Origin of the sequence: Piscinibacter gummiphilus (assembly GCF_002116905.1) — a bacterium.
GTDB classification, from domain to species: domain Bacteria; phylum Pseudomonadota; class Gammaproteobacteria; order Burkholderiales; family Burkholderiaceae_C; genus Rhizobacter; species Rhizobacter gummiphilus.
The window spans coordinates 3,461,597-3,477,292 of sequence record NZ_CP015118.1 but is presented as its reverse complement, the minus strand read 5'-3'; the positions used below and the strand labels follow the sequence as shown (position 1 = coordinate 3,477,292).

Genomic DNA, 15,696 nt, shown 5'->3' with positions numbered 1-15,696 from the left:
CGCCGGGATGACATTGTTTCAGGGGGCCTTCTTCAACCTCACGTGGGCCACCAGCCCGCCATCGAGCGCATTGGCCAGCTCGAAGTGCCCCCCCATGCGCTGCACCGCCTTCTCCACGATGGCCAGGCCCAGCCCCGCGCCGGTGGCCGCGGTGCGCGCCGCATCGCCGCGGAAGAACGGCGTGGTCAGCTGCTTGAGTTTCTCGGGCGCCACACCCGGGCCGAAGTCGCGCACGCTCAGGATCACCCACGGGCCGGTGCGTGCGTACGTCACCTGCACGCGGGCAACGCCGGTTTCCGTGGTGCGGCCGTATCGCCGGGCGTTCTCGAACAGGTTCTGGAAGACACGCCCCAGTTCGGTCTCGTCGGCCATGACCTTGGTGTCGATGGCCACGCGCGAGCTGATGCGGATCTGCGTCGGGTCGCGGAAGCCCGCCATCTCGCGTTCGACGAGGCTGCTCACGTGCACCGGCACGAGCTTGACCTCGCCCGGGCGGGCGTAGTCCATGAACTTGTCGATGATGGCGTCGAGCTGGTCGATGTCGAGAGCCATGTTGCGCTTGGCCTCCTCGTCGTACACGCTCATCTCGGCTTCCAGGCGCAACCGGGCCAACGGGGTGCGCAGGTCGTGCGAGATGCCCGCGAGCATCACGGCACGGTCTTCCTCCACCTTCGCGAGTTCACGCGCCATGCGGTTGAAGCCCATGTTGACCTGGCGGATCTCGCTGGTCAGCGTGTTCTCGTCGAGCTGCGATTCGTACTCGCCGTCCCGGATGCGGCTGGCCGCGAACGACAGGTCGCGCAGCGGCTGGTTGATCAGGCGGGCGATGCCGGCCGAACCCAGCACGGTGGCGAGCAGCGCGATGGTGACCCACAGCACCACGCTGCTGCCGGCCATGGGCTGCACGCGGGTGGGATCGGCCTGCAGCCAGTAGGGATCGCGGTCGATCAGGAAACCCACCCACAGGCCGCCCACGCCGTTGACGCTGCTGGCCACGAGCGTGTCGGGGCCGAGCTTCGAGCGCAGCTCGGCGCCGATGGCGCGTGAGAAGCGGTCCTGCTCGAAGGGCTCCCACTTGTCGCCCGGCTCGCGCGGCAGCACCTTCACGGCCTCGCCGGCCGAGATGGTCTTGACGAGGGTGACGCGGTCGATGCCGTCGACGTTCTTCAGCGCCGCGCGGCTCAGGTTCACGAGGCTCGCGATCTGTTGCGCCGACTGCACCGCGCGCGGTTCGAACTCGAGCGCGCGGAAGGTCTGCACCCACGCGAACACGCCGCCCATCAGCAGCACCGCCAGCAGGAAGAAGGTGCGCCAGAACAGGCTCAGCGCCACCGTCCCCCGGGCGGCGGGCGCCTCGAGCATCGCGTTGCCGTTCATCTGCACCGTGGGTGCAAAAAAAGGGCCCTTCTGGGGCCCCTTGCGGCGGGACTTGCGTTTAAGCAGCGCCATCGGGGACGAAGACGTAGCCGACACCCCACACCGTCTGGATGTAGCGCGGCTGGGCCGGATCGGGTTCGATCATCTTGCGCAGGCGCGAGATCTGCACGTCGAGGCTGCGGTCGAACGGCTCGAACTCGCGGCCGCGGGCCAACTGGGCCAGCTTGTCGCGCGACAGCGGCTGGCGCGGGTGGCGCACCAGCGCCTTGAGCATCGAGAACTCGCCGGTGGTCAGCGCGATCTGCTCGCCGTCCTTCGACAGGCGGCGCAGCGCCAGGTCGAACTCGAACGGACCGAAGGTCACCGTGAGCGCGTCCTTGGCCGGCGCGCCCGGGGCCTCGAGGGCAGGGCGGCGGCGCAGCACCGCGTGGATGCGGGCCAGCAGTTCGCGCGGGTTGAACGGCTTCGGCAGGTAGTCGTCGGCGCCGACCTCGAGGCCGACGATGCGGTCGACGTCCTCCACCTTGGCGGTCAGCATGATGATGGGGGTGAGGTCGTTCGCGGCGCGCAGGCGGCGGCAGATCGAAAGACCATCCTCGCCGGGCAGCATCAGGTCGAGGACGATCATGTCGACCGTCTCGCGCGTCAGCACGCGGTTCAGCGCCTTGGAGTCTTCGGCCAGCAGCACCTCGAACCCTTCCTGGGTGAGGTAGCGGCGGAGCAGGTCGCGGATGCGGGCGTCATCATCCACGACGACGATGCGGTCGGGGCGCTGGTTGGTCGTGGTGGTCATCGGGTACTCCCTGGTCATTTGTAACAGCGCCGATTGTGCGCATGTTCACACTCAGTTTTAGCACCCCTGACCACTTGTTACAAACTGGTTTGACCCCGTGGACGCCTCGAATTTCGGGGCCCGGGTGTCGTCGGGTCCGCCGATTGCGGCGTTAGGCATCCATGATTTCAGTCCGGTTCCTCGTGGGGTGGTGGCTGGCGATGCTGCTGGGGGTGGCGGGTGCGCAGGTGCCCGAACGCTTGTCGGAAGCCGATGTCCGTCACCTGCTGGGGCGCACCGGCTTCGCCCCGTCGCCGGCCGAGGTCGCGCCGTGGGTGGGCATGACCCCGGCCGCGGCGGTCGACCGGTTGCTCGCGCAAGCGGAGGTGGCCACGCCGCGGCATCCGGCCCCGGCGTTCACGGCCGAGCCGGTGCACGTGCCGTACGGCCAGTTGCCCGACGAGGCGGCGCGCCGCCAGGCGAGGGTGCGCGACCGCGCGGACACGCGGGCGCTGTCGACCTGGTGGCTCGTCGAGATGCGCGAGTCGCCCACGCCGCTCACCGAGCGCATGACCCTGTTCTGGCACAACCACTTCGCCACCTCCGAGCAGAAGGTGCGGCAGCCCCAGGGCATGTACGTCCAGCACCTGCTGTTCCGCCGGTACGCGCTGGGCTCGTTCCGCGACCTGCTGCAGGCCGTCGCACGCGACCCGGCGATGCTGGTGTGGCTCGACGGCGGCAGCAACCGCGCCAAGGCACCGAACGAGAACTTCGCGCGCGAGGTGATGGAGCTGTTCGCGCTGGGTGAAGGCCACTACACCGAGGCCGACGTGCGCGAGGCCGCCCGCGCGTTCTCGGGCTGGGGCGTGCGCCGCACCGACTGGCAGGCGACGTTCCAGCCGAGGCAGTTCGACACCGGCCCGAAGACGCTCTTCGGGGTGACGGCGCGCTACGACATGGGCTCCGCGCTCGACCACATCCTGGCTCAGCCCGCGTCGGCGCGCTTCATCGTCGACAAGCTGTGGCGCGAGTTCGTGTCGCCCACGCCCGACCTGCGCGTCGCGGGGCGCGCCGCCGCCGAACTGCGGGCCAACGGCTGGCGCACGTCGGCCGCGCTGCGCGTGCTGCTGCTGAGCGACCCCTTCTGGGCCCCGGCCACGCGCGGCGTGCTGGTCAAATCGCCGGTGGAACTGGCCGTGGGCACGCTGCGGCAGTTCGACCTCGCGCTCGATGACTTCGGACCCGTCGAGGCGCTGACCGGGCGGCTCGGCCAGGACCTGTTCCAACCGCCCAACGTGAAGGGCTGGACCGGCTACACCGCGTGGATCGACGGCGCCACGCTGCTCGAGCGCAAGCGGTTCACCGAACGGGTGTTCCTCGCCCTCGAGAACGGCGCCGGCATGATGGCCGACGGCGCGCGCCGCGGACGCCTCGGCCCGGCCCGCGTGGCGTTCGATGCGGGCGGCTGGTTGCGGCCGCTGGGCGCCTGGCCCGATCGCGAGCCGGACGCGGCCACCGCGTCCCGCCTGCAGGCCGCCGTGCTGCCGGTGCCTCCGGTCAACCCCGTGCCGGCCGGCACCGTGGGCCTGCCGTACCTGCGGGCGATGACGCTCGACCCGGCCTACCAGTTGAAGTGAATCCGCCATGAAGCTGCATCGCCGACACCTGCTGTCCCTCGCCGCCTGCGCCGGGCTGCCGGGCTGGGCCCGTGCCGCCTCGGTGGTCGACCGCGTGCTCGTGCTCGTGGAGTTGAAGGGCGGCAATGACGGCCTCAACACCGTCGTGCCGTACGCCGACCCGGCCTACGCCGCGCTGCGGCCCACGCTCGCGCTGAAGCCCGACGTCGTGCTGCCCCTCGATGAAAAGGTCGGCCTGCATCCCGCGCTCGCACCGCTGATGCCGTTGTGGGCTCAGGGCGAACTCGCGGTGCTGCAGGGCCTGGGCTACCCGTCGCCGAACCTTTCGCACTTCCGCTCCATCGAGATCTGGGACAGCGCATCCGCCTCCGACGAGTACCTCGACGACGGCTGGGTGGCCCGCGCGATGGCCGCCGGCCTGCGCGACCGCGCGCACTTCACCACGGAAGGTGTCGCGCTGGGCAGCGCCGGGCCCGGCGCGCTGCGGGGCGCGCGGGCGGTGGCCATCGGCAACGTGGACGCTTTCGTCGCGCAGTCGCGCCTGGTGCGATCGGTGGACGGGGGCGGCTCGCCCGCGCTCGCCCACGTGCTGCGCGTCGAGTCCGACGTGATGAAGGCCGCCGACGGCCTTCGCACACCGCCGGCCACACCGCTCGCCACCGAGTTCCCGGCCGGAGCCTTCGGCCAGGCGGTGCGTGCCACGTGCCGCATCGTCGCCGGCCAGGCAGGGCAGGGTGGCGTGCCGGTGTTCCACCTGAGCCTCGGCAGCTTCGACACCCACCAGCAGCAGGCCGGCACCCATGCGGGCCTGCTCAAGCAACTGGCGGAGGGCCTGGTCGCGCTGCGCGCGGGACTGGTCGAGGCCGGCGCCTGGGACCGCACCCTCGTGCTGACCTATTCCGAGTTCGGCCGCCGCGCCCGCGAGAACCAGAGCCGCGGCACCGACCACGGCACGGCCTCGTCCCACTTCGCCCTCGGCGGTGCGGTCAAGGGCGGGCTGATCGGCACGATGCCGGAACTCGAACGCCTCGACGCGACACAGAACCTGGTGCACACGTCTGACTTCCGTCAGGTGTATGCGACGATTGCCCGGCAGTGGTGGGGCGTGCCTCCCGAGAAGGTGATCCGGGGCCGCTTCGACCCGCTGCCGTTCCTGCGTGCGTGACCCGCACGTGTTTCCCGCTCGACCCTTGCCGGAGATCCGAATGAAAACAACGAAAACGATGAAGAAGCTGGCCACCCGCGCCGCAACGCTGGCCGTCGCCCTGTCCGCCTCGGCGGCGTGGGCCGCCGACCCCGCTTCCTCCCAGCCCGTCGGCGTGGTGGGCCTGTCGGCCAGCGCCACCGCCGAGGTCACGAAGGACCTGCTGAGCGTGGCCCTCACCACCACCCGCGAAGGCACCGAGGCCGCCCAGGTGCAGGCCCAGCTCAAGCAGGCGCTGGACGCCGCGCTCGCCGAGGCGAAGAAGGCCGCCAAGCCGGGCCAGATCGACGTGCAGACCGGCAACTTCTCGCTGTTCCCCCGCTACACCAACAAGGGCGTGATCAATGGTTGGCAGGGCACCGCCGAGCTGCTGGTCGAAGGCCGCGACATCCCGGGCATCGCCAAGCTGACCGGGCGCATCACCACGCTGACCATCGGCCGCGTGGGCACGAACCTGTCGCGCGAGCAGCGCGAGAAGGTGGAGAGCGACCTCACCGCGCAGGCCATCTCGGCCTACCGCGCGAAGGCCGCCGAGTACGCGAAGCACTTCGGCTACACCGGCTACGTGATCCGTGAGGTGAACGTGGGCTCGAACGATCAGGTGGCGTATGCCGCGCCGATGGTGCGTGCCAAGAGCGCGATGGCGGGCCAGGCCGATGAAGGCCTGCCCGTGGAGCTGGGCAAGGGCACGGTGGTCGTCAACGTCAACGGCACCGTGCAGATGACCAAGTGAGTTACTGAGCCACCCAGCCGCCGTCCACGTTCCAGGCCACGCCGCGGATCTGGTCGGCGGCCGGCGAGCTCAGGAACACCGCCAGTTCGCCCAGCTGCTGCGGCGTCACGAACTGCAGCGAGGGCTGCTTCTCCTGGAGCAGCTCGCGGTTCGCCTGCTCGACCGGGATGCTCTCGCGCGCGGCGCGGTCATCGATCTGCTTCTGCACGAGCGGGGTCAGCACCCAGCCCGGGCAGATGGCGTTGACCGTGATGCCGGTGGTGGCCGTCTCGAGCGCCACGGCCTTCGTGAAGCCCACGATGCCGTGTTTCGATGCCACGTAGGCCGACTTCTGCGCCGAGGCCACGAGCCCGTGCGCCGACGCCACGTTGATCACGCGCCCCCAGTTGCGCGCCTTCATGCCGGGCAGTGCCAGGCGGGTGGTGTGGAAGGCCGATGTGAGGTTGATCGCGATGATCGCGTCCCACTTCTCGACGGGGAAGTCCTCGACGTTGGCCACGTGCTGGATGCCGGCGTTGTTGACGAGGATGTCGACGCCGTCGAAGTCCTTCTTCGCATACTCGATCATCTCGGCGATCTCGCCGGGCTTGCTCATGTCCGCCCCGTGGTAGCCCACCTTCACGCCGGCGGCCGCCACCTCGTCGCGCGCCGCCTCGAACGCCCCGAAACCGTTCAGCACCACGTTGGCGCCCTGTTTCGCGAGCGTCAGCGCGATGCCGAGGCCGATGCCGCTGGTGGAGCCCGTGACGAGGGCGGTTTTCCCTTTCAGCATGAAGATTCTCCTGGGGGTTGATACAGTGCGGGACATTATGTCGGCCCCTCGTGAACTTCGTGTGCACGGCGGGCTTCGGAACAAGACAGGAATCAGCATGCACGAACCGCGCCTTCACCACGTCCCCGTCCTCCGCGGGCGTGCGGTCCAGCGCATGGCCTACTGGGAGTGGGGCGACCCGGCCAACCCCCGCGTGCTCGTCTGCGTGCACGGCCTCTCCCGCCAGGGGCGCGACTTCGACGCCTTCGCCCAGGCCATGAAGGACCAGTACCGCGTGGTGGCCCCCGACGTGTTCGGCCGCGGCCACTCCGACTGGCTGCCCGATCCCAACGGCTACCAGGTGCCGCTGTACGCGGCCGACATGGTCGCGCTCATCGCCCGGCTGAACGTGCCCGAGGTGCACTGGGTGGGCACGTCCATGGGCGGCATCATCGGCATGGTGGTGGCCGCGCTGGGCCATTCACCCATCACCCGCCTGGTGCTGAACGACGTGGGCCCGGCCATCGAGGCCGACGCCGTCACGCGCATCGGCACGTACCTGGGCCAGCCGGCGCACTGGGAGACCGAGCAGGAGGCCGCCGAGGCGCTGTGGGCCATCTCGAAGGGGTTCGGCCCGCACACGCCCGAGCAGTGGCTCGCGTTGACGCGCCCCATGCTGCGCCCGGATGGCACCGGCTTCAAGCTGCACTACGACCCGAGCATCGCCGTCGCCTTCAAGAACCTGACCCCGGCCAACGCGAAGGCGGGCGAGGCGGTGATGTGGGCGATGTACGACCAGATCACCGCGCCCACACTCGTATTGCGCGGCGCCGATTCCGACCTGCTGTCGCCCGCGTCCGCGCGCGCCATGGGCGAGCGCGGTCCCCGCGCCGAACTGCGTGAATTCGCGGGCGTCGGCCACGCGCCCATGCTGACCAACGACGAACAGATCGGGGCCGTGCGCACCTTCCTCCTGTCGGCATGAAGACCGGACTGCTGGACCGCACCCAGACCGCCGCGCCCATCGTCCAGCTGACCGACGAGAGGCATGGCGAAGCCACGTCCGCCGAACAGTCGCAGCTCGCGCGGGCCCGGGCCTTCGCCGAGCCGCTGCTCGGCGGCCAGCTGCTCGACACCGGCGAGGACGCGCTCGTCCACGCCGACGGTGTCGCGGCCATCCTCGAAGGCATCGGTGCCGCGCCGTCGATGCGCGCCGCGGCCTACCTCGTCTACGCGGGCGACTTCCTGAACAAGCCCGAGGAGGTCGTCAGCAAGGCCTTCGGCCCGTCGTACGCCGGCCTCGTGATGCACACGCGCAAGCTGGTGCAGATCCAGCGCGCCGCGCGCGAGGCCCAGGTGCACGAGGAGAAGCGCGCGGAGCAGACCGAACGCGTGCGCAAGATGCTGCTCGCGTTCTCGCGCGATCTGCGCGTGGTGCTGCTGCGCCTGGCCTCGCGGCTGCAGACGCTGCGCCACTTCGCCAGCACCAAGACCGAGTGCCCGGTGGCGCTCGCGCGGGAGTCGATGCAGGTGTTCGCACCGCTCGCCAACCGCCTGGGCATCTGGCAGATCAAGTGGGAGCTGGAGGACCTCGCGTTCCGTTTCACCGAGCCCGCGCAGTACAAGACCGTCGCGCGCCTGCTCGACGAGAAGCGCCTGGAGCGCGAGCAGGGCATCGAGCGCTTCCGCACGCGGCTCGAGGAGGTGCTGGCCCAGCACCAGATCCACGCCGAGGTGCAGGGTCGCCCGAAGCACATCTACAGCATCTGGAAGAAGATGCGCGGCAAGGGCCTCGACTTCGAGCGCGTGTTCGACGTGCGCGCGATGCGGGTGATCGTGCCCGACATCCCCGACTGCTACGCGGTGCTGAGCCACGTGCATGCGCTGTGGACGCCGGTGCCGGGCGAGTACGACGACTACATCGCGCGCCCCAAGCCCAACGGCTACCAGTCGCTGCACACCGTCGTGTACGACGACCAGCACCGCGCGGTCGAGGTGCAGATCCGCACGCAGGCCATGCACGACCACGCCGAACACGGCGTGGCCGCGCACTGGGCCTACAAGGAGGCGGGCACCAAGGGCTACGCCGGCGTCAGCGCCGCGGGCGATTTCGACGCCCAGATCGCCGAGGCGCGCAAGACCGTGCTGCGCCAGCTGCTCGCATGGGAGAGAGACTTCGCGGGCGGCGGCGACGCCCCGAGCGCCGACGCCGTCTTCGACGACCGCATCTACGTCTTCACGCCGCAGGCTTCGGTGGTCGAGCTGCCGGTGGATGCCACGCCCATCGACTTCGCCTACTCGGTGCACACCGACCTCGGCCACCGCTGCCGCGGCGCGAAGGTGGACGGCACGATGGTGCCGCTCAACACACCGCTGCAGAGCGGCCAGACCGTCGAGATCATCTCGGTGAAGGAGGGCGGCCCGTCGATGGACTGGCTGAACCCCGAGCTGAACTACCTGCAGAGCCACCGCTCGCGGGCAAAGGTGCGGGCGTGGTTCAACGCGCTGGCCCAGCAGCACACCATCGCCCGCGGCCGCGAGGCCGTGGAGAAACTGCTGCAGCGCGAAGGCAAGACCGCGGTGAAGCTCGACGACATCGCCACGCAGCTGGGCTTCCGCCAGGCCGACGCGCTGTTCGAGGTGATCGGCAAGGACGAGTACTCGCTGCGCAACATCGAGACGCTGCTGCGCCCGCCCGAGGCCGCACCCGATCCCGACGAGGTCATCGCTCAGCGCCGCTCGCGCCCCGACGGCGAGGCGCCGAAGGGTGGCGTGCTCGTGGTGGGCCTCGAATCGCTGCTGACCAACCTCGCGCGCTGCTGCCGTCCCGCGCCGCCCGACGCCATCGGCGGCTACGTCACGCGCGGCCGCGGCGTGGCCATCCACCGCGCCGACTGCACCAACTTCCGCGAGATGGGCCAGCGCGTGCCCGAACGCGTGATCGCGGTGGAGTGGGGCATCCCGCGCAGCGACAAGGCGGTGGTGTATCCCGTGGACGTGCAGGTCGAGGCGGCCGACCGCCAGGGCCTGCTGCGCGACATCTCCGAGGTGTTCACGAAGGAGCGCATGAACGTCACCAACGTGAACACCCAATCGGCCCGCGACCTGCGCGGCAGCACGGCACGCATGAGCTTCACGGTCGAGGTCGCGGACTCCGCGAGACTGAACCACGTGCTGGGTCTCGTTGGAAAAATCGAAGGAGTTCGATCTGCCCGTAGACGGTGACCCAAAAAGGGTGCTATAGTCGTGGTCTTGCAGGCGCGTAGCTCAGCTGGTTAGAGCACCACCTTGACATGGTGGGGGTCGTTGGTTCGAGTCCAATCGCGCCTACCACAGACGGTAGGAAGAAAAGGCACTCAGCTCAAAAAGCTGAGTGCCTTTTTTCGTTGCCTGGCGCCCGAGGCGGCGCGGTCCTTCGCCAAGGCCTGTTGAGCCTCCTGCAACCAGCCGGCAACTTCGGCACATTCGATCTGCACCAAGGTGCAATGGCGGTCGCGTTTCGTCGTCGGCATGATCCGTCGAAACGACGCATGGCGAAGGTTTTCATCCGGGCCGAAGGGACCAGATGGTCATGGGCATGTGGCGTTCGACCAAAGGAACGGCGAAATGCTCAAGTGGCTCGAAGGTGTCTGTCTCTTCCGTTCCCGGTGCGCGCTTCTTTTGCTTGCGCTGTCGTCGGCGGTCGCATGGGCGGGGCCCGCGTACGAAGATCCCATCCTGACACTCGGATCGACACCCGACGTGGTCGAGAAGGGCAGCGAGGCAGATGCGTACTCGCTGGCCGTGCTGGCCTACAACTGGGGATACCCGCTGGTCCGGATGGAACGCGTGATGCGCGAGTACATCGAGGTGCAGTCACCGCGGCCGCCGACGAGCTACAGGGCGCCGCTCAACCAGATGGGCTGGGCGACCCAGCTCGCCACACCAGCGGCCCGGGACATGCCCACCGCCAACAACGACACCCTCTACACCAGCACCGTGCTCGTGCTCGATCAGCCCTACGTGCTGACCGTGCCCGACACCCACGGCCGCTACTACGTCGTCGATGTGTTCAGCATGTGGCAGGAACTCGAACACTACGTCGGGCGGCGAGTGACCGGGACCCGGGCGGGCAAGTTCGTGCTGGTCCCGCCGGGCTGGAAAGGCCGGCTGCCGAAGGATGCCCGCCGTCTCGACGTCTCGACCAGCAAGGTCTGGCTCTGGGGGCGCCTGGAGGTGAAGGCCAGCGAGGATCCGAAACCGGTCGTCACGCTCACCCACGGGTTCTCGGTCAAGCGGCTCGATGGCAAGCCGAGCCCGCTGAAGACCCTGGCACCGCTGCCCGACATCCAGGGCAACGAGTTCGGGCTCTTCACCCAGCTGGCCGCGGTGCTGAAGGACAACCCGGTCCGCCCGCAGGACATGGCCTTGTTTGGGCAGTTCGCCCGCATCGGCCTGACCGACAAGGGTTTCGACCCGGGCAAGCTCAGCGAGCCCACCCTGCGCGGCATGCGTCGTGCCATGCAGGACGCGCCAACGGTGGCGGTGGCATCGGTGATCGGCACGTCCGAGGTGCGCAACGGCTGGAACTGGGTGAAGGGCCTGGACAGCTTCGGCTACAACTACCCGCTTCGCGCGGCGGTGGCTGGCCCGTACCTCGGCGGCCAGGGTGAGCGGGAAGCCATGTACCCCATCCGGTACACCGACAGCAAGGGCCAGCCGCTGACCGGCGCGAAGAAGTACACGGTGAGCTTCTCTTCGGACCCGCCCGTCGATGCGTTCTGGTCGCTCACGATCTACAACGCCGACGACAAGATGCTGGTCGAGAACCCGATCCAGCGCTACAAGTTCGGGTCCGGCACGCCAGGGCTCGTGCGCGGGCCGAATGGTTCGTTCACACTGGCGCTCCAGCACGACAGGCCGGTCGACACGTCCAACTGGGTGCCGACGCCTGCGGGCGGCTTCTACATGATCCTGCGCCTGTACCAGCCGCAGCGCGGGCTGCTCGATGGGCAGTGGCCGCTGCCGCAAGTCGATGCGGTGCCTTGAACGGAGGGGCCAGATGCACAAGCTCTCCTCGCTTCTTGCGGCCCTCGGCGTCGCCTGTGTTTCGTCCGCCTCTGCCCAGGACGCCCAGGACCTCGCCAAGAAACTGAGCAACCCCGTGGCGGCGCTGATCAGCGTGCCGTTCCAGTTGAACCACGACCAGGACTTCGGACCCGGCCGACAGGGGCACAAGACCTACCTCAACGTCCAGCCGGTGGTGCCGATCTCGCTCAACGCCGAATGGAACGTCATCTCCCGGACCATCCTGCCCCTCGTCGACCAGAAGGACGTCACTCCGGGGACGAGCCAGTCGGGCCTGGGTGATACCACGCAGAGCTTCTTCTTCTCTCCCAAGGCGCCGACGGCCGGCGGATTGATCTGGGGTGTCGGCCCGGTGTTGCTGCTGCCCACGGGCACCGACCCGCTGCTGAGTGCACGCAAGTGGGGGCTCGGACCGACCGGCGTGCTCCTGAAGCAGGACGGCCCGTGGACCCTGGGCGCGCTGGCGAACCACATCTGGGGGTTCGGCGGCGTGGACTCCCGGCAGGACGTGAGCAGCACGTTCCTGCAGCCCTTCGTGTCCTACACGACGCCCCATGCATGGACCTTCCTGCTCAACACCGAATCGACCTACGACTGGAAGAACGAGCAGTGGGCGGTGCCCGTCAACCTGGTCGTCTCCAAGCTCGTGAAGTTCGGTGGCCAACCGGTCAGCCTCGGCGTGGGCGCGCGCTACTGGGCCGACGGTCCGGAGTCCGGGCCGCACGGCTGGGGCGCGCGCCTGCTCGTCACGTTCCTGTTCCCGAAGTAGCAATGGGTCACCGCGAAGAGGCAGGTCCCCGTCAACCGGAGTTGGAAGATGCGCTCGACACATCGATTCACCATGGTCGTGGGATTCGTGGTGGCCTTTCTTTCAGCGACCGGCTGCCTCGCCCAGGACGGCAAGCTGCCCAACGGCGGGCAGCCGCCACCGGGGTCGACCCCCTCCGTCAAGGACTTCGACTACCAGATCAAGTACCAGCGCGCCTTCGAGGCCGTGCTGTGGAACATGCCGGCCATCGCGATCTACAGCTTCCGGCGTGGCGCGGTCCAGGAGCTGGGCTTGAAGGACAACGACATCATTTCCTACTCGGGCACCGCCACGCCGACGCTCGAAGCCATCACCGCGAACAGCACCACGCCGTACATCGCCTCGTTCACCGATCTTCGCAAGGGACCGGTGGTGCTCGAGGTGCCGGCCGCGGGCGCGCAGGGCAGCGTCTACGGGCAGGTCGTCGACGCGTGGCAGTTCACGATCGCGGACGTGGGGCCGTCCGGCATCGACAAGGGCAAGGGCGGCAAGGTCCTCTTCACCCCGCCGGGGTACCGGGGCAAGGTTCCGAAGGGCTACCTCCACGTCGCATCGCCGAACTATCGCATCGGGTTGGCGCTGCGGTCGGTGCCGGCGCCCGGCAAGACCGTGGCGGACGCCTACCAGTATGCGAAGAAGCTGCGGATGTACTACTTGTCCGAAGCCGCGAAGCCCCCTGCGCAGCGTTTCATCGACCCGTTGTCGCTGGGCAAGCGGTACCCCACGCTGCCGTACTACGACGAACGACACTTCGATGATCTGCACGCCGTCATGAGCGTGGAACCCGTCTACCCGCAGGACAAGGTGATGATGGGAATGCTGGCGTCGCTGGGCATCGAGAAGGGCAAACCGTTCGCGCCCGACGACACCACGAAGCGGGCGATGCGCCAGGCGGCCATCGACGCGTGGTTCTATCTCCAGCAATGGTTCGACCACATCCCGAAGGACCGGCTCTACTGGCCCGACCGGCACTACGCCTCGCTGCTCATGACCGATCGGAACCGGCGCTTCACGTTCACCGACGACGAGCGCATCGACCTGATCGACCGCGCGGCCGAGTACTTCTGGTGCACCTTCATGCCGAAGGAGTTGAGCGACACGCCGGCCACGCAGTACATGATGGCGATGGCCGACCGGGACGGCAAGCTGCTGGAGGCCGGCAAGCTGTACAAGCTCGACGTGCCCGCCCGGATGCCCGTCAAGCAGTTCTGGGCCCTGACCGTCTACAACCGCGCGACCATGTCGTTCATCTACAGCGACACGAACCGCACCACGCTGTCTTCCTACGACCTGGACAAGATGACGAAGAACAGCGATGGCGGCGTGACGATCTACGTGGGGCCGAAAGCGCCGGCGGGGCTGGAGTCCAACTGGATCCCGACCGCGGGGGCGCGTCCGCTGCCGGCGATGCGCCTGTACGGGCCGACGGCGGAGTTCAACGACAGGACGTTCAAGCTGCCGGACTTCGTGGCCGTGGACTGACGCTGCGGGCGCTTCCATCCGGTGCCCTCGGGCGGGCGTGGGGACTTCAACCGCGGCGGGCCTTGTCCGGCTCCGCGGCGATCAGCCGCGCGAGAAGACGATGGGCACCGCGTACCGCCAGTGCGACGTCGAGCGCAGCCGTCCGCGTGATGTGCTCGGGCGGCGCCCGAAGCGCATCCGACGCGAGGCTGGCGAGGTCGCGCAGCAAGGCATAGGCCTCGAAGTCGAGGTGGCCGGCGTCCTTGAGATCGTCCAGCAGCCTCACGAAAGCCCTGCGCGGACTCAGTCCCGTGCGAGCGGCGAGCCTGGCCGCGCGGTTCGAGAGGAGGGCCATGCCGTTGGAGAAGACCGCCGGCGGATCGTCGTTCGTGAGGCCCAGCAGGGCGACGTAGTCGGCCTGGTCGTCTTCGGCGGAGGGGAGGAGCGTGGGCTCACGCGAACGGTCCATGGGGACCGCGGGATCTCGAAGGGCCAGCGCTCGCTGCCGAAGGTCGCTGGCACGCTCGGGAATGTCGCGCACCGCATCCATGCTTCGAAAGAGAAGCTTCACGGCCGCCAGAGAGGTCCGGAAGTTCATGGGGCAGGTCTCGCAGAGAGGGCACGGGTCGCACTCGTGATGCGGCGGCGAAGTCCAGGGTGTGCACGATGATGCACTGCAGCATTTTTGCCGACTCCTTCCCGCCTGCAAGAAAAGACCTCGCAGGCAACAGGCCGCTGCCAGGGCGCCAGCCGTCGAACGCGCCCACGGCCCGCCGGGCGGCGGTGCGCAGCAAGCCTCGTGGATGTTGTCCACGCCTTGTGCGTCTTCGACGCATGGCGATCAGCACCACCGCCGCATCGCTGGTGTCGACGTTGGCCCACAGGCCGACCGCGCCGTAGCCTCCGGCGCGCGGCGAGCTGGAGTGGCCGCGCCGGCCGCCATAGCGTGCGGCATCGACCAGCCTTCTCGGTGCGGCTATGACTGCTCGATCAATGCGCTGGAAAAGGGTGATTCGTCATGAAAGTGAAGTTCGTTCAAACAGTGGTGCGCCTGCTTCTGCGCACCTCCGTTTAGTACGTTAGTTCCAGAATATTGGTATAGTCGCACCATGGAAGAAGAACTCGTCGTTCGTGCCCTCGCGGCGCTGGCTCATCCGGTGCGGCTCCGCGTGTTCCGGGCACTGGTCGTCTCGGGGGCGCAGGGGCTGACCCCGGGTGTCATGCAGGAGGGGCTGGGCATCCCGCCCACCACGCTGTCGTTCCACCTCAAGGAACTGGTGGCTGCCGGCCTGGTCAAGCAGGAACGGGCCAGCCGAAACCTCGTCTACCGGGCTTCTTTCGAACAGATGAACGGCCTGCTCGGCTACCTCACGGAAAACTGCTGCGCCGGCGAGGCGTGTGCCTTGGCGCCGGGCGAACAGGCCTGCGACTGCTGACCCCATGACCGGAGACCCACCATGAAGCGCTTTCACGTGCACGCCCATGTCGACGACCTGCAGGCGAACATCGCCTTCTATTCGAAGCTGTTCGGCGCGCCGCCCACGCGTGTCGAGGGCGACTATGCGAAGTGGATGCTGGAGGACCCCCGCATCAACTTCGCGATCTCGACCCGTGGCAGCACACCGGGCATCGACCACCTGGGCATCCAGGCGGACACCGAGGCGGAACTCGCGGAGATGAAGGCCCGGGCGGTTTCGGCCGACGTGGCGCTGCACGGCGAGGGCGAAACGACGTGCTGCTACGCGCGCAGCGAGAAGTACTGGGTGACCGACCCCCAGGGGATCCCGTGGGAGCAGTTCCACACCTTGGGGGCCATTCCCGTGTTCAACGAGCCGCGTGTGCCTGCCGCCGTGTGCGGCACCGGCACCCGCTCCTGCTGCTGAACG

15 protein-coding genes and 1 tRNA gene are annotated in these 15,696 nt (G+C 68.6%); 11 read left to right on the top strand and 5 right to left on the bottom strand.

The genetic code is table 11. The features are described 5' to 3' along the window. Positions 1 to 18 precede the first annotated feature (18 nt). Together A4W93_RS15575 and ompR are read right to left on the bottom strand one after the other, a co-directional pair. Complete coding sequence (locus A4W93_RS15575; protein WP_237357550.1) at positions 19 to 1,377, bottom strand: sensor histidine kinase; 1,359 nt, start codon at positions 1,375 to 1,377, stop codon at positions 19 to 21. Between the two features lie 58 nt (positions 1,378 to 1,435). Further along, entirely contained in the window at positions 1,436 to 2,170 is a 735-nt protein-coding gene (ompR, locus tag A4W93_RS15570; protein WP_085751473.1) for an osmolarity response regulator transcription factor OmpR, read from the bottom strand. A gap of 161 nt (positions 2,171 to 2,331) precedes the next feature. Between ompR and A4W93_RS15565 the strand changes: the two genes are divergently transcribed. Genes A4W93_RS15565 through A4W93_RS15555 form a run of 3 tightly spaced genes read left to right on the top strand, consistent with a single transcriptional unit; the run spans position 2,332 to position 5,723 of the window. Then, positions 2,332 to 3,786: a DUF1800 domain-containing protein gene (locus A4W93_RS15565; protein WP_085751472.1), complete on the top strand. Its 1,455-nt coding sequence runs from the start codon at positions 2,332 to 2,334 to the stop codon at positions 3,784 to 3,786. Positions 3,787 to 3,793: 7 nt separating this feature from the next. Then, the gene (locus A4W93_RS15560; protein ID WP_237357549.1) at positions 3,794 to 4,951 is read left to right on the top strand and encodes a DUF1501 domain-containing protein; all 1,158 of its coding nucleotides are present in this window, start codon (positions 3,794 to 3,796) and stop codon (positions 4,949 to 4,951) included. 40 nt (positions 4,952 to 4,991) lie between these two features. Next, positions 4,992 to 5,723, top strand: coding sequence for an SIMPL domain-containing protein (locus A4W93_RS15555; protein ID WP_237357548.1), 732 nt, complete (start codon positions 4,992 to 4,994; stop codon positions 5,721 to 5,723). A gap of 1 nt (position 5,724) precedes the next feature. On the opposite strand, the gene A4W93_RS15550 is transcribed toward A4W93_RS15555, so the two are convergent. After that, positions 5,725 to 6,495 (bottom strand): 3-hydroxybutyrate dehydrogenase, encoded by a 771-nt coding sequence (locus tag A4W93_RS15550; RefSeq protein WP_085751470.1) that lies wholly within the window; start codon positions 6,493 to 6,495, stop codon positions 5,725 to 5,727. 97 nt (positions 6,496 to 6,592) lie between these two features. On the opposite strand from A4W93_RS15550, the gene A4W93_RS15545 reads away from it, so the two are divergent. The 3 genes from A4W93_RS15545 (at position 6,593) to A4W93_RS15535 (ending at position 9,807) form a co-directional block, all read left to right on the top strand. Further along, complete coding sequence (locus A4W93_RS15545; protein ID WP_085751469.1) at positions 6,593 to 7,459, top strand: alpha/beta fold hydrolase; 867 nt, start codon at positions 6,593 to 6,595, stop codon at positions 7,457 to 7,459. Further along, positions 7,456 to 9,699, top strand: coding sequence for a RelA/SpoT family protein (locus A4W93_RS15540; RefSeq protein ID WP_085751468.1), 2,244 nt, complete (start codon positions 7,456 to 7,458; stop codon positions 9,697 to 9,699). Before A4W93_RS15545 ends, A4W93_RS15540 begins: the two co-directional genes overlap by 4 nt. Positions 9,700 to 9,730: 31 nt before the next feature. Beyond that, positions 9,731 to 9,807 (top strand) — tRNA-Val (locus A4W93_RS15535). A 23-nt stretch (positions 9,808 to 9,830) separates the two neighbouring features. Here the strand turns inward: A4W93_RS15535 and A4W93_RS29685 are convergent. Continuing rightward, positions 9,831 to 9,986: a hypothetical protein gene (locus A4W93_RS29685; protein WP_157131669.1), complete on the bottom strand. Its 156-nt coding sequence runs from the start codon at positions 9,984 to 9,986 to the stop codon at positions 9,831 to 9,833. Positions 9,987 to 10,080: 94 nt separating this feature from the next. Between A4W93_RS29685 and A4W93_RS15530 the strand changes: the two genes are divergently transcribed. The 3 genes from A4W93_RS15530 (at position 10,081) to A4W93_RS15520 (ending at position 13,831) form a co-directional block, all read left to right on the top strand. Next, entirely contained in the window at positions 10,081 to 11,502 is a 1,422-nt protein-coding gene (locus A4W93_RS15530) for a DUF1254 domain-containing protein (RefSeq protein WP_085751467.1), read from the top strand. A 13-nt stretch (positions 11,503 to 11,515) separates the two neighbouring features. Next, on the top strand, positions 11,516 to 12,310 hold the full coding sequence (locus A4W93_RS15525; protein WP_085751466.1) for a hypothetical protein: 795 nt from the start codon (positions 11,516 to 11,518) through the stop codon (positions 12,308 to 12,310). A 72-nt stretch (positions 12,311 to 12,382) separates the two neighbouring features. Further along, complete coding sequence (locus tag A4W93_RS15520; RefSeq protein WP_174694888.1) at positions 12,383 to 13,831, top strand: DUF1254 domain-containing protein; 1,449 nt, start codon at positions 12,383 to 12,385, stop codon at positions 13,829 to 13,831. 46 nt (positions 13,832 to 13,877) lie between these two features. Here A4W93_RS15520 and A4W93_RS15515 read toward each other — a convergent pair whose 3' ends face one another. Continuing rightward, complete coding sequence (locus A4W93_RS15515) at positions 13,878 to 14,408, bottom strand: hypothetical protein (RefSeq protein ID WP_085751464.1); 531 nt, start codon at positions 14,406 to 14,408, stop codon at positions 13,878 to 13,880. A 511-nt stretch (positions 14,409 to 14,919) separates the two neighbouring features. Between A4W93_RS15515 and A4W93_RS15510 the strand changes: the two genes are divergently transcribed. Together A4W93_RS15510 and A4W93_RS15505 are read left to right on the top strand one after the other, a co-directional pair. Continuing rightward, positions 14,920 to 15,246 carry an ArsR/SmtB family transcription factor gene (locus A4W93_RS15510; protein WP_085751463.1) on the top strand — a complete coding sequence of 109 codons (327 nt, stop codon included), beginning with the start codon at positions 14,920 to 14,922 and terminating at the stop codon, positions 15,244 to 15,246. Between the two features lie 21 nt (positions 15,247 to 15,267). Continuing rightward, positions 15,268 to 15,693 (top strand): ArsI/CadI family heavy metal resistance metalloenzyme, encoded by a 426-nt coding sequence (locus A4W93_RS15505; protein WP_085751462.1) that lies wholly within the window; start codon positions 15,268 to 15,270, stop codon positions 15,691 to 15,693. Positions 15,694 to 15,696 lie beyond the last annotated feature (3 nt).